Genomic DNA, 14,172 nt, shown 5'->3' on the forward strand with positions numbered 1-14,172 from the left:
CAGCAAGGGCGTGTTCCCTTGCCGCCTTGACTCGAGGTCGCTTTCTCTGTTTAGAGCACGTATTGCGATAGAATGCTGAAGCGCAGGCAAGCTACTCAGCTTGCAGGTACTGGCCCTTTTTTAAAGCAGCCAGTACGCTAATCAGTTTGCCCAGAGTGTTTTGCCGCTGCGCTTCGGGATGGGACCCCGTAAGCAGAAAGTAGGAACTTTGCTTTTGTTGCAGGCTCGCTACGGGCCGGAGCCTACTCGGCCAGCTTGGGCGCCCGCCAGGTGTTGTTGCCCTTGTTTACGTCGGGCAGGATGTTGCTCGGGTTCAGCACCACCAACGTGAGCGGCGAGGTGGTGTTGGTGCGGAAGGTCCAGGTGCCGCCGCGCTGCCAAATTTCGACGGGCAGGCGCACGGTGGTTTTCTGGCCGTTGGTTTCCGTGATTTCGGCCGTGACGGGCATGGCGGCCTGGCTCTTGTTTTCAATGGTGACGAGTGCGCCCTTGGTGGGGTCCTGATTCACGTAGGCTACCGAAGTCACGGCTTGGTCGAGCAGCCAGTTTTCGAAAAACCACTCTTGGTAAAACCAGCTCAAATCTTCGCCGGCCACCTCGTTCATGGTGCGGAAAAAGTCGCGCGGCTGCGGGTGCTTGAAGGCCCAGCGCTTGATGTAGGTGCGGAAGGCGTAGTCGAAGCGCTCGGGGCCGAGGATTTCCTGGCGCAGCAGGTACAGGCCGTAGCCGGTCTTGGAGTACGCCGCGTAGCCCAGGTTGCGCGACTGCGTCACGTCGGGCACGGTGTAGGGCACGTCCATGTTGGCTAGCTGCATCGAGAGCGTAATGCTGGCGGCCAGACCCCGGGGGGCCGTCACGTCGCCCTGCTCTTTGTACTCGCCGTTGTTGAAGCTCTGGCTGCTCAGAATATTGAGAAAGGTGTTGAACCCCTCGTCCATCCACGGGTATTTGCGCTCGTTGGAGCCCACGATCATCGGAAACCAGTTGTGGCCAAACTCGTGGTCGGTTACGCCCCACAAACTGCCTTTTTTGGCCTTCACGCCGCAAAACACGATGCCCGGATACTCCATGCCGCCCACCACGCCGGCCACGTTGGTAGCCACCGGGTAGGTGTATTCAAACCACTGCTTGGAATTGTATTCGATGCTCTTCTTCACGTATTCGGTGCTGCGGCCCCAGGCCGAGTCCTGCGCTACCTCGGCCGGATACAGCGACATGGCCAGCGCCTTGCGGCCGCTGGGCAGGTTCATTTTAGCGGCGTCCCAGACGAAGGCGGCCGAGGCGGCCCAGGCCACGTCGCGGGCCCGCTGGCACTTGAAATGCCAGGTCAGGCGGCCGTTGCGGCCGGCCGGGCGCGAGCTGGCCTGGGTCACCTCGGCGGCGCCGCGCACGACCACCGTTTTGTCGGAGCCGGCGGCCTGGGCCAGGCGCTTTACCTGCGTGGTGGTCAGCACTTCGGTGCCATTCACGAGCTCGCCCGAGCCGCCCACCAGGTAGTTGGCGGGCACGTTCACGGTGTAGTCGAAGTTGCCGTAGTCGAGGTAAAACTCGGCCGACATATAAGGCAACGTGTTCCAGCCCGAAATGTCGTCGTACACGGCCATGCGCGGGTACCACTGCGCCACCTCGAAGATTTCGCCATTCGGCGTTTTGAGGCGACCCAGACGGTCGGCGCCGTACTCGGGGATGTTGAAGGCGTAGGCGATGTTGATTTTAAGCTTCTCGCCCTTGGGCTTCAGCGCCTCGGGCAAGATGATTTGCATCCGCGTATCGGTCACGCGGTAGTTGGCTTTCAGCTTCTTGCCGTGCAGCTCGATGGTTACGGTTTGCAGCGAGTCGCCGCCCCGGAAGCCCCGCGCCGCATTGCCGAAGCGCCCGCCCGCCGGGGGCGTGGCCGCCGCCCCGCGCGAGTCACTGCGGAACAGGTTCTGGTCGACTTGCAGCCACACGAAGGGCAGCTCGTCGGGGCTGTTCTTGGTGAAGGTGCTGGCCACGGTGGCCGTTACGCGGGCAGTTTTTTCGTCGAGGCTAGCGGTTATCTGGTAGTCGGCCGCGTTTTGCCAGTAGGTGGCGCCGGGCTTGCCGCCGCCGGTGCGGGTGCTGGGGGCGGGCTGGTTCAGGTAGTCGGGCTGAAACAGCACGCGGGCATCGTAGGGCGGCAGGGTGGCGGGCGGCAGCACGATCGGCAGGTTCTGCTGGGCCTGAGTTGTAGCCGCGCCGAGTAGCGCCGCCGCCGCCGCTAGGAACTTAGTAAAAGAATTTTTCATCCTGAAAAAGTGAAAGACAGTTTCACCAAAAGTAAGGAGGAGGGTAGAGACCTTACGGAAAATTTTCCGGCAAATTTCAAGTCGGTACGCGGGCGGCGCTGCCCCCGCCTCTGTGCGGATGCCGATACCGGTCTGGCCAACCAGGCGGCCGGGTGGCCCGCTACTAGGTGGAGCTTTCTTTCCGTTGTTTACTCCCCTGCTATCTTCTAGCCTGGAAGGGGAATTTGCAATCCCTTGAGGGGGCCTAGCTGCCCGGCGCGTTGCAAGACTTGCTTGTCGTAGGGGTTACTGCCTCACGGGGAACGACACAACTATTCTACGTTCTTGTTGTACGAAATTGCGTATAATCCGAAGTCGAGTTTTCGTATAATCCGAAGTGGGTTGCGGTTTTTCTACCTGCACCTTTGGCATAGCGTATCTCTGCGCTCCTTACCGGTTCTTTGGATGGTATACGATGCCCGCTTTGGCTCCCATGCCCAAACACCCGCTCAACGTAAGTGGGTGCTAGCCCAGATGCAAGCCTTCCTGCCCCGCTTGAAAGCTAGAAATTCCCCTTCCGCGCAGCAGCTCTACGCCCGCTACGTGGCGGGCGAGCTAAGCTGGGCAGCTATGCGCCAAGCCCTCGACGCGGCTTTCGAAGCCGGCCGAGTCGGCTAGCTGCGCCGCCTCTTTATCGCCCCGTTGTTTGTGGGCCCTTAACTGAAAACGACCTTGTTGCCGTGGCTTTGCGGCCCGGGGCCACCGCTCCCGGGGCCACGGAGCCTGGCCGGGAGTAACAATGGGTTAAGCGTTTCGCGTTTTGCCGCTCCTTTGGCCAGATCAGTGCGGAACCAGCAAATCGCAATTTTAATAGAAGTTTTATTTCCCTGTTGGGCATGAATAGTTTCACTTCGGTCCCCGCATACTTGCTGCTGAAGCTGTGCAGCTACGACGAACAGCCCCTGGTCGTCGTGCACGTCGTACTGGCCTGGCACCAGGCCCTGCTGAGCCTGCCCCTGCTAGGCCGGGTAGATCTGGCCGTGCCCGACCTCGGTTCGCGCCGGCTGGTTCTGTTATCGATCAAGCCCGCTCCGGAAGAGCACTCCCCCCGCCTCATCGTCTTCGACGGGGTAGATGGGCCCGGATGTAGGACTGGGCGGGAGTTACCAGTGGATCTGACGTGCTCGTTCGAGCAAGCGCCCATGGTGGCCGCCGAAGCCCGCCAGCACCTGCTGGCCGTGGCTTCCGTTATTTTGGCCGCGGGCCACGAGCGCCGCTCCTTGAATTGACGGCGGTAGCAAGCAAGGGCTTGGCTAATAAGCGACCTGCCCGCAAGCGCTGCTGCCCGCAACCAGTCTAAGGCCCGGTAGTGCTTTGCTCTGGCGTACACTTTCTCGCTTAGTCTAAAACGTACACGCTTGCGTAAACCTTGGTAACAGGCCACTAACCGCTTCCTGTTGGCACCTCTCGTGCATGCGCAAACCCACCTCCCGTAACGATGCTCCGCCGGGGCGGCCCGCTACCCCAGCCCCCGTGGGCGATGCCGCGGGAGGGGGGCCAGACGCGGAATCTTTGCTCGAGACCCTGCCCTGGGGCGTGGTGGTGCTGGACGCGCACGGGACGGTGCTGCGCCTCAATCAGCTGGCCGCCCATTGGTGGGGCGTTCCGCCACTGGACCTGCTGGGCAAGCCCGTGGGGCAACTGCCGGGTGGGACGCTACCGGCTGCGCTCCAGCAGGCCTTGCAACAGGTAACGGTAACGAGCAGCCCGCAGTCCCTGAGCGAGTTTTTTTTGCCTCACCACCAGCAGTGGATTACCATGGCCACGGCCCGGCAAGCCGACGCTTGGGTGGTATACTGGCAGGACATCACCGCGCAGAAGGAGGGGGAACGGCAGCACCAGGCCCAACAAACTGCCAGCGATACCTTGCTCCGGCGCACCGAAGCCGTGGCCCACACCGGCAGCTACGAGCTGGAACTAGCCACGGGCTACCTGCATTTTTCCGATGGCCTGTTCCGCTTGTTTGGCGAACAGCCCGGCGCCTTTACGCCCAGCTCATCGTTCATTGATTCCCGTTCCCACCCCGACGACATCCCGCTGATAGCGCAGGTACTGACCCAAGCCATTGCGGGCCGCCAGCCCTACTCCTACCGGCGCCGCATCTACCACTCCGACGGCCACCTGCGCCTACTCGAAGCCCACGGCCGGGTGGAGTGCGACGCCGCGGGCCAGCCCGTCAAGCTCCTCGGCCTGATCCAGGATATCACCGAGCGCCAGCAGGCCGCCGAGGAACTGCTGCGAGTGAAAGACGAGTTAACCCAGCGCGCCACCGAAAGCTACGCCGCGCTCTACAACTCGATGGACGAAGGCTTCTGCGTGCTGGAAGTTCTCTTCGACGAAGCGCAACGTCCCGTCGACTACCGCTTCCTGGACGTCAACCCGGCGTTTGAAAAGCATACCGGCCTGCGCGTGGCCCCGGGGCAAACCATGAACGAGTTGGTGCCCGCCAGCGCGCCCTTCGCCGCTGACCTGTACGGCCGGGTGGCCCGCACCGGGGAGCCCACGCGCTTTGAAGGCTACGCCGAATCGGTGCACCGCTGGTTTGACGTGAATGCCTTTGCCGTGGGGTTCCCGCCCGCCCAGCACGTGGCCGTGCTTTTCAGCGACATCACGGCCCGCAAGCAAACCGAGCAAGCCCTGCGCGAATCCGACGACCGCCTGCGGCAGGCCATCGGGCTGGCCCACCTGGGCATTTGTACCTGGGACTACCGCCAGGACGTGATGTGGGGCAACGACGAGCGGTTTCTGATGCTGGGCCTCGACCCCGCGCAGGGCGTGCTACCCGTGGCGCAGGCCATAGCCCTAACGCACCCCGAGGACCGCGACGCGACGTGGGCGGGTATTCGCCAGCAGGTGGAGGCGCACGGGGAATTCCAAGCCGACTACCGCATCGTCCGCCCCGATGACGGGGCGGTCCGCTGGCTGTCCGAAGTCGGCCGGGTGGTGGAATGGGAGCGGAAAAAGCCGGTGCGCGTCAGCAGTGTACTCCTCGACGTTACGGCCCACCACGAAGCTGCCGAAGCCCTGCGCCAAAGCGAGGAGCAGTTCCGCTTGCTGGTCACGGCTACGTCGGATACCGTGTACCGGGTGAGCGCCGACTGGACGCGCATGGAACTGCTGATTGGCAAGGATTTTCTGGCTGATGCCTTGCGCCCGACCCCCACTTGGACCGAAGAGTACATCCCGGCAACGGACCGGCCCCGGGTGCAGGCCGCCATCGCCGAGGCCATTGGCCGCAAACTTCCCTTTGAACTCGAGCACCGCGTGCGGCGGGTCGACGGCACCGAGGGCTGGACGCACTCGCGGGCCATTCCGGTGCTCGACGCGCAGGGCAGGCTCACGAGCTGGTTGGGCGCCGCCAGCGACGTGAGCGTCCGCAAGCAGGCCGAACAAGTGCTGCTCGCGTTCAATGCCGGGTTGGAGCAGCAAGTCGCGGAGCGCACCCGGGCCCTGGGCGACAGCCAGGACCGGCTGCAATCGGTGTTTGATTCCAGCACCAATGCCGTCATGCTGCTGCAAGCCGTACGCGACGCCGGGGGCCGCATCCTGGATTTCGAGTACGTGCTGGTCAACCCCGTTACGCAAGCGTATCACCCCGGTCAATCCCTGATTGGCCAGCGCCACAACGAATTGCACCCGGGCGCGCTAAGCACGGAGATTTTCGAGCAGTTCAAGGCCGTCGTGGAAACCGGCCGGCGAGCTGACTTCGAGGTGTATTACAACCACGAAGGGTACAACCACTGGTTTCGGCTGGTGGGAGTGAAGCTAAACGACGGATTGCTGTACAGCGCCGAAGACGTTACGGCGCGCAAGCTGCTCGAGCAGGCGCAAATAAAGAGTTTGACGCTGCTGCAGGAGTCCGAGGCGGTGGCCGGCATGGGTAGTTGGGACTACGACTTGGGCACTCAAGTGCTAACCTGGTCCGACGGCTTGTACCGCCTCTTGGGCCGCCCGGTAGGCAGCGCCGTTAGTCTCCAGCACTTTCTCGATGTCGTGCTCGACGACGACCGGGGCACCGCGGCGCGGCTACTGCGCATCATAACTGCCGGCACGAGCAGCTTTGCCGCCCGACTGCGGCTGCGCGTGGGCGACGCAGTGAGGACCGTGGACTTTAAAGCCGTGCTGCTTCCCGCCGCGCCCGGCACGCCGGAGCGGGTGCTCGGCGTATGCCTGGACGTGAGTGACGTCGAGCGGCTGGAAGCCGAGAACCTAGCCCTGAAGCTGGACCGGCACAAGGAATTGCTACTAGCCATTCTGCAAGCGCAAGAAAACGAGCGGCAGCGCCTGGCGGAAGTGCTGCACAACGGCTTAGGCCAAGTGCTGTACGCCACCAAGCTGCACCTCGACCAGCTGGACACGCCCGCGTTGCAGGCCTTGCCCGCCCTGGCCGGCCTGCACCAGCAAACCGCCCGCCTGCTGGCCGACGCCATGCACCAAACCCGCACGCTGGCCCACGAGCTGGTGCCGACCTCCCTCACCGAGTTTGGCTTGGCGGCCGCCGTGCGCGATGTCTGCCGGGATTTATCGACGCCGCAGTTGCGCGTGGACTGCCAGGTTTGGGGCGAGGAACGGGAGCTGCCGCCGCCCATCCAAGTGACCCTCTTCCGCCTGGCCCAGGAGCTGGCCCACAACATCGTGCGGCACGCCGGCGCCACGCAGGCGACGCTGGAGCTGGAAACCTTGCCGAACTGGGTTAGCTTGCGGGCCGAAGACAATGGCCATGGGTTCGATACGCAGACCGCCGCCGAAGGCCTGGGCCTGCGCACCGTGCGCGACGCCGTGGCGCTGCTCGGCGGCACCGTGGCCATCGACTCCTCCCCCGAATTCGGCACGCACGTCCGCCTGCGCATTCCCCTGCCCTTATTTTCCTAGTTATGATTCGCGTTTTTATCGTCGACGACCACGTCCTGATCCGCGACGGCCTCCGCACGCTGCTCACCGACAATCCCCTCTTTGAAGTGGTGGGGGAAGCGGCCAACGGGCAGGACTTGCTCGATCAGCTGCCGAACGTGGCCGCCGACGTGGTGCTGCTGGACTTGAACATGCCGGTACTCGACGGGCTGGCCACCACCCACCGCCTGCGGGAAGAGCACCCGCACCTGCGCATCCTGCTGCTCTCGATGATGACCCACGAGCGGACCATCGGGGAAATCCTGGCGGCCGGGGCCCACGGGTACGTGCTCAAAAACGCGGCGAAGCACGAAGTAGTCGCGGCCTTGCAGAGCGTGGCCGCGGGCCAGCGGTTTTTGTGCTCGGAAATCGGGTTGGGCCTGCTGGATAAACTCCTGCTGCTCGAGCCCAGCCAACCCAAGGCAGCCGCGGGCGCCGGGGCGCTCCTCACGCACCGGGAGCGCGAAATACTCCAACTGGTGGCCGCCGGGCTCACCAACCAGCAGATTGCCGACAAGCTCTTTACCAGCCGGCGCACGGTCGAGTCGCACCGGCAGAACCTGCTGGAAAAAACCGGGGTCAGCAATACGCCGGCCCTGGTCAAGTACGCCATGGAGCAGGGGTGGCTCCAGTAAGAGTTCGGTTCGCGCCCTCGCTAGGCTTTCGGAATGGAGCTAGTTAAAGCCTCGCGGCTTAGGGCAGTGGCTTGAAGTTAAATCTGGACACCGTATAAACACGGACATGCAATTGGGTATCGACCCCCGTAAAACCCGTAAATCTGCGGGGCGCGTAAGGTGTTGGAAACGGTTCCTTTGCAGGAAACCCGCAGTTCTGGTTTCGGGGGAGCACTGGAGCAAGCAACCGTAGGTAACAACTCCCTTGACTTCCCCGCCTGTGCGCTAGCCCTCCCTCTGTTCCCCGAAACGCCATGCCTACGTCCCCGTCCGCCAAAAGCGGCAAGCATTACCGGGATATTATCGTCATCGGGGCGTCCGCCGGCGGCGTCACGGCGCTAGTAGCCCTGGTGAAAACGCTGCCGCCCACCTTCCCGGCCCCCATCTTTATTGTGCAGCACGTACCGGCCGATTCGCCCAGCATCCTGCCGCAGTTGCTGGGCTCGGCGTCGGCGCTGCCCGTGCGGCACCCGCAGGACGGGGAAGTAATCGAAGCGGGCGTCATCTACGTGGCCCGCCCCGACCACCACTTGCTGCTCGAAGCCGACCGGGTGCTGGTCACGCGGGGCCCGAAAGAAAACCGGTTCCGGCCCTCCATCGACGCGCTGTTTCGGTCGGCGGCCTACACGCACGGGCCGCGGGTTATCGGGATAGTGCTCACCGGCTACCTCGATGACGGCACGTCCGGCCTCTGGTCGGTGCAGCGCATGGGCGGGTGCACCATCGTGCAGGAGCCCCTCGATGCCGAGCAGCCCTCCATGCCCGCCAACGCCCTCGAATTCGTGGCGGCCGACTACATCGTGCCGCTGGCCCAACTCGGCACCCTGCTGGTGCGCCTGACCCAGGAGCGGGCGCCCGCCAAAACCCGGCTGTCGGCCGCCGAGCTGGACTTGCTGAAAATCGAATTCACCATTGCCAAGCAGGGCGGCGGCTTCGAGCTGGGCATCATCGAGAAAGGCAAGCTTACGCCCTTCACCTGCCCGGATTGCCACGGCGCGCTCACCCAGCTGGTGGATGGCAACCTGATTCGCTACCGCTGCCACACGGGCCACGCCTACACCGTCAGCGCCTTGCTCAGCGAAGTCACCGAGTCGGTGGAAAGTATGCTCTACCAGTCCATGCGCGGGCTGGAGGAAACCAAGATGCTGCTCCACAACCTGGGCCTGCATTTCGGGGAAAACGGGCAGGATACCGTGGCCCAGCTCTTTTTCAAAAAGGCCGACGAAACCGGCCGCCAGGCCCGCGTGGTGCACGAGTCCATCTTAAAGCAGGAGGCGTTGAGCGGCGACTTGCAATTCGAGCGCAAAAAGCTGCCCTAAGCCGAAGTAGCCCGCCGCTTTGAACCCCGAAGCCGGTCCCGCCCACCAGTTCTGCCGGGAAAAGCAAGGCGCTGCGCTCCCGGTGAAAAGAGGTACTTGCCCGCTTCTCTACCTACTTGCTTTATCATGTCTGATCTGCCCCCGGCTACACGCCATACTCTCGAAGCGGAAAACACCACCTTGCGGGCCGAGGTGGCGCGCTTGCAGGCCCACGAAAGCCAGCTGGTGCACGTCGAGCGCTACCAGCAAAGCCAGGTCCGCTTTCATACGATCTTCGAGCACTCGCCCTTGGGCCACAAGATCATTGATGCCGACTTGATTATTCGCCAGGCCAACACGACCATAGTGGGGATGCTCGGCTTGGCGTCTCCCCTGGAATTGCTGGGCCACCGCATCATGGAATTTGCGCATCCGGATTACGTGGCCGACTGGACCCGTTTGCAACAGCAGCTCTGGGCGCACCGGCTGCCCTGGTTTGCCCTCGATACCTGTTTGCTGCGCGCCGACGGCCAGCCCCTCTGGTGCCGGGTCACGTCGGTGTTGTTTCCCGACGAGGGCGGCGAGCTCGGCTACACCACGCTGGAAGACATTTCCGTGCGCCACGAGCTCGAAGCCCAAGTGCAGGATGTGGCCCAGCAGCTGCAGCGCGCCAACGAGGACCTGGATGTGCTGATCGAAGAGTTGCGCGTCACCAACGAAGAACTGCTCGAAGCCAACTCGCAGCTGGGGCACGCCAACTCGGAACTTGATACGTTCTTCTACGCGGCCTCCCACGACCTTCGTTTACCGATTTCCAACCTGCAAGGCCTGGTGGAAGTGCTCGTTGAGCAGTTGCCGCCGGAGGCCCGGCGGGCAGAGCAGGTAGAGCCTGTTCTACGCATGATGCAGGAATCGATGACGCGCTTTCGGCACACGCTCGACCGCCTGGCCGACTTCAACTCCAGCCGCCTGGCCGCGGACGCACCCCGCGAAGTTGTAGAACTGGCCGCCGTACTCGAGGAAGTGCGCCGGGAAGTAGCCCCGCTGTTGCTAGCAGCCGACGGGCAGCTCCTGGTGGAGTTGGCGGGGAGCGCCAGAATCTCGTTTGCAACCAAATACGCACACTCCGTGGTGCTGAATTTGGTGAGCAATGCCCTCAAGTACCGGCACCCCGACCGCGCGCCCGTGGTGCAAGTGCGCAGCTATTACGAATTAGGCCAAGTGGTGCTGCGGATTCAAGACAACGGTTTGGGTTTGAGCGAGGTGCAGCAGCAGCAACTCTTCCGCCCCTTCAAACGCCTGCACAGCCACGTGGAGGGCACCGGAATGGGCTTGTATCTGGTGAAGAAGATTCTCGATAATGCGGGCGGCAAGATCCGGCTCGAGAGTGAACTAGACCGGGGCTCTACGTTCATTGTCTTTTTTCCGGCCTAAGCCACGGCTCGGCATAGGCTGGTTCTGCTGCTAAACACAGCCAGCGGGTAGCGGACTGCGCGGGGGCGCCGGCCGGAGCGTGCCGGGAAACGGTACTTTTTTAGGCGGCAGCACCTGATGAAGTTAAAAGCCAAACGGCGCCCGGAAGTACGGGCATTGTTCTGGGGGGCTAGTTGCCGTGCGCGCCGAGGTTACCGGCACATCCTGCGCGGCGTTGACCGAGCTGTGCATGCTGTAGGGCCCCTGGCCCTGCGCCTCGCACACGGGGAAGACCTTTGCTTGAGTCTGGGGCTTGGTGGTATATAGCGCGGGGTGGGTGCTTCAGAGAAGGAAGGTAACGGTGAAGGTGGTGCCCACGTTCGGCTGGCTTTCCACGGCAATGGTGCCGCCCGCGTTTTCAATCAAGCGCTTGGTGATGTAGAGGCCCACGCCGGTGCCCTCCACGTGGGTGTGCAGGCGCTGAAACAGGCCGAAGAGCTGGCGCTGCTGCACCGCGCTCATGCCGAGCCCATTGTCCTGCACGGTGAGCACGACGGCCGCCTCCGTAGCAACGGCCTGCACCCGCACCCGCGAGGGGCGGTCCACCGCGCGGTACTTGATGGCGTTGCTAAGCAGGTTATACACCACCGAGCGCAGGTTAGCCGGGGAGAAAGAAACCAGCAAGTCGGTCGCCACCTCGACCGTGAGCTGCGTGCCCGCCGCCGTGAGCAGGGAGGCCAGGTCGAGGCGCACGTCCTCGACCACCGCCGCGAGGGCGACCGGCTCGGCCGGCCCGATGTGCGCCAGTTGCAGGCGCGAGATATCGGTGAGCTGGCCAATGGTGAACCGGAAGCGTACCACCGTGGTGTCAAACAGCCCCAGTAGGTGGGCGATTAACTCGTCTTGCTGCACCTCGGCGGGCAGGGTGTCGCGCAGGGCCAGGGCAATGCTTTCGATGTTGGTGATGGGCGCTTTCAGGTCGTGCGAGGCGGTGTAGACGAACGTGTCCAAATCCACGTTGGTGCGCAGCAGCTGGGAGTTGCTTTCGTTGAGTTCCTCGTTGGTGGCCGTCAATTCTTCGTTGATGGCCGCCAGTTCCTCGTTCAGACTCTGCACCTGCTGGCGAGCCAGCACCTGCTCGGTTTCCTCCTGGGCCACGCACATGATGTCCGTTAGCTGCCCCTGGGCATCAAACAGCGGCTGGTACACGAAAGTGAAATAGCCGATTTCGTCGGCTTGGTGGTGCCGCAGCTTGGCCGGCTGCTCGCGGGCCGTGAAGGACTGGCGCGAGTGCCAGACCTGGTCCATAAACTCGGCGTAGCCCTGGGTAGCCAACTCGGGCATGGCCTCAAAGTAGGGCCGGCCCAGCAGCTCCTCGGGCGTCCGGCCCAGTATGGTAGCCATGGGCGGGTTAACCACGTCCAGGATGTACGTGGGGCCGTGCAGCACGAAGATGGCCACCGGCGCCTGCTCGAAAAGGGCTTGCAGCCGGACGCGCTGGGCTTCGCGCTCTTGCCGGGCCAGCACCTGCTCGGTGGCATCGAAGGCGAAAATGGAGATGCCCGCGACCTGGCCGGCTTCGCGGTAAGCTTGAAAAGTGAAATTGAAATAGCTGGTTCGCGGCGGCTGGCCTACGGCCGGCGTTGGCGTGAACGGCAACTCGTTGCCAAAAAACGTTTCGCCGGTCTGGTACACCTGGTCCAGCAGCTTCACAAAGCCCTGCGTTGCCGCCTCGGGCAGGGCCGTACCGTACGCCTGGCCTATCAAAGAACGACCTGCGAAGAGCTGCTGGTAGGCCGGGTTGACATATTCGAAGCGGTGCGCCGGGTTGCGCAGCAGCGCCACCGGGGCAGGAGCTTGCTCGAACACTTCATAAAACGCTTCGCGCTCGGCCACCTGGCGCTGGGCGGCGGCCAGCATATCGGCTTGCAAAGCCAGGGCGGCCTGTGTGCGCTCGGCCACGCGCCCTTCCAGTTCTTGGTTGAGTTGCTGCAGTTGCTGCTGCGTCTCGCCGAGCGCCGCGTTGGTTGCCAAATACTCCTCGTTGCTGGCCCGTAGCTCTTCGTTGATGGCGGCCAGTTCCTCGTTGAGCTCTTGCACCTGCTGCCGGGCCCGCACCTGGTCGCTCACTTCTATGGCCGAAGCTATCAGGCCCGTAATGTGGCCCTCCCCGTCGTAGGCGGGCTGGTAGGTGATGTTGAAGTAGCCTTGGTAGGACTGCTGGGCCTGCGCGATGGTGACGAGCAGTTCCCGGAAATAGTAGGGCTCGCCGGTTTGCAGCACGCCAGCAAAGACGGCTTCAAAACCCTGGCCCCTTAAGTCGGGCAGGGCTTCAAAGTGCGGGCGGCCCACAATCTGGTCCAGGGGGCGACCCCAGATCTGCGCCATGCGGGTATTGGCAAATTCCACCACGAAGTCCGGGCCACGCAGGCGGGCCAGGGCAATGGGCGCCTGCGCGAAAACGCGCTGCAGCTCGCTGCGCTGCGCCTCTGCTTCGGCCCGGGCGGCCTGCGCCACCAGGTGGAGCTGCTCGACCTGCCGCCGGGCCTCCACTTGGGTTGTCACGTCCACGGCGAAGTTGAGTACCTCCGTTACTTCGCCCTGCGCGTTGCGGATGGGCTCGAACGAGGTGTGATAATAGCGGCATTGCAGTTCGCCCGTGCCCGCAAAGTCGGCCCAGGCTTCGGTTTCCGCCTCGTAGAAGGGTTCCCCGGTCTCATACACCCGGTCGAAGAGTTCGTAGAACCCCTGGCCTTCGAGCTCGGGAATAACTTCGCGCAGAGGCCGCCCCAGCGGAATGCGGGCCGGAAACAGGCGTTCGTACGCGGGATTAACTAAGTCGTAGACGTGGTCGGGGCCGCGCAGCAAGGCGATGTTGGCGGGCATGCGCATGAGCACCTGGTAGAGGCGCTGCCGCTCGGCTTCGGCTTCCGCACGGGCCGCTTGCTCGCGGGCCTGGCTATGGCGCAGCGACACCGCCGCTACGGATTGCTGCTCGGCCGTGTCCGAGAAACTCACCAGCAGCAACTCACCGCTGCGCTGCGCCGCGAGCAGAAAGAAATTATCCAGCCCGTCGTAGGAGTAGTTTACCTCGTACTGGCCCGGCTGGCCCGAGAGGAAGGTATCGCGGTAGAAAGCAAAAATGCCCGTGCTCAGCGCGTTGGGGTACAGGGTGCGAAACGTCTCGCTGGGATAGGCGGGCAGCCCAAGCATACGCTGCGCGGCGGGGCTGAGCTGCACGTAGGCCAGGTCTACCAGTTCACTTCCTTCCCCCGCCGCATACACGGGCCGAAACAGAATAATGCCCGTTAAGGAAACGGCGAGCAGCGCGTGCAGCAGTTCGTGGCTAGCGCTGAGGTCGGTCGGTAGGCCAGCAGGAGGAGGCATAGGTAGCCGATAAGGAGGTTAGCCGATAAGTAAGAGTAGCCGAAGGTACTACGTTCCGCTCGCCCGCGGCGGATTGCTGCTGCTCTCTACCGCTCGCCTGCTGGCTCGCTAGCGGCCGCCGCTCGCCGCTTACCTGACCAACTACAGGGAATGGAACAACGGGGTGCCCATGCATTAAGCAAGCCAGCGGCCCGACTCGTGGTA

General features: G+C 63.4%; 8 protein-coding genes. 6 read left to right on the top strand and 2 right to left on the bottom strand.

The features are described from left to right. Positions 1 to 242: 242 nt before the first annotated feature. Positions 243 to 2,267, bottom strand: coding sequence for a M1 family metallopeptidase (locus P1X16_RS30865; RefSeq protein WP_277236629.1), 2,025 nt, complete (start codon positions 2,265 to 2,267; stop codon positions 243 to 245). A 444-nt stretch (positions 2,268 to 2,711) separates the two neighbouring features. Here P1X16_RS30865 and P1X16_RS30870 point away from each other — a divergent pair, with 444 nt between their 5' ends. From P1X16_RS30870 to P1X16_RS30895, 6 genes are all read left to right on the top strand, one after another. Continuing rightward, positions 2,712 to 2,924 (top strand): hypothetical protein, encoded by a 213-nt coding sequence (locus tag P1X16_RS30870; RefSeq protein ID WP_277236630.1) that lies wholly within the window; start codon positions 2,712 to 2,714, stop codon positions 2,922 to 2,924. A 218-nt stretch (positions 2,925 to 3,142) separates the two neighbouring features. Then, positions 3,143 to 3,535 (top strand): hypothetical protein, encoded by a 393-nt coding sequence (locus tag P1X16_RS30875; RefSeq protein WP_277236631.1) that lies wholly within the window; start codon positions 3,143 to 3,145, stop codon positions 3,533 to 3,535. Between the two features lie 184 nt (positions 3,536 to 3,719). After that, complete coding sequence (locus tag P1X16_RS30880; RefSeq protein WP_277236632.1) at positions 3,720 to 7,178, top strand: PAS domain-containing protein; 3,459 nt, start codon at positions 3,720 to 3,722, stop codon at positions 7,176 to 7,178. 2 nt (positions 7,179 to 7,180) lie between these two features. Next, on the top strand, positions 7,181 to 7,831 hold the full coding sequence (locus tag P1X16_RS30885) for a response regulator transcription factor (protein WP_277236633.1): 651 nt from the start codon (positions 7,181 to 7,183) through the stop codon (positions 7,829 to 7,831). A gap of 293 nt (positions 7,832 to 8,124) precedes the next feature. After that, positions 8,125 to 9,189, top strand: a complete 1,065-nt coding sequence (locus P1X16_RS30890; protein ID WP_277236634.1) for a chemotaxis protein CheB — start codon at positions 8,125 to 8,127, stop codon at positions 9,187 to 9,189. A 126-nt stretch (positions 9,190 to 9,315) separates the two neighbouring features. Beyond that, positions 9,316 to 10,602, top strand: coding sequence for a PAS domain-containing sensor histidine kinase (locus tag P1X16_RS30895; RefSeq protein ID WP_277236635.1), 1,287 nt, complete (start codon positions 9,316 to 9,318; stop codon positions 10,600 to 10,602). Positions 10,603 to 10,923: 321 nt separating this feature from the next. Here P1X16_RS30895 and P1X16_RS30900 read toward each other — a convergent pair whose 3' ends face one another. After that, entirely contained in the window at positions 10,924 to 13,968 is a 3,045-nt protein-coding gene (locus P1X16_RS30900; RefSeq protein ID WP_277236636.1) for a PAS domain-containing protein, read from the bottom strand. Positions 13,969 to 14,172 lie beyond the last annotated feature (204 nt).

The sequence above is a fragment of the Hymenobacter sp. YC55 genome (assembly GCF_029433095.1).
In the GTDB taxonomy this organism is placed as follows: domain Bacteria; phylum Bacteroidota; class Bacteroidia; order Cytophagales; family Hymenobacteraceae; genus Hymenobacter.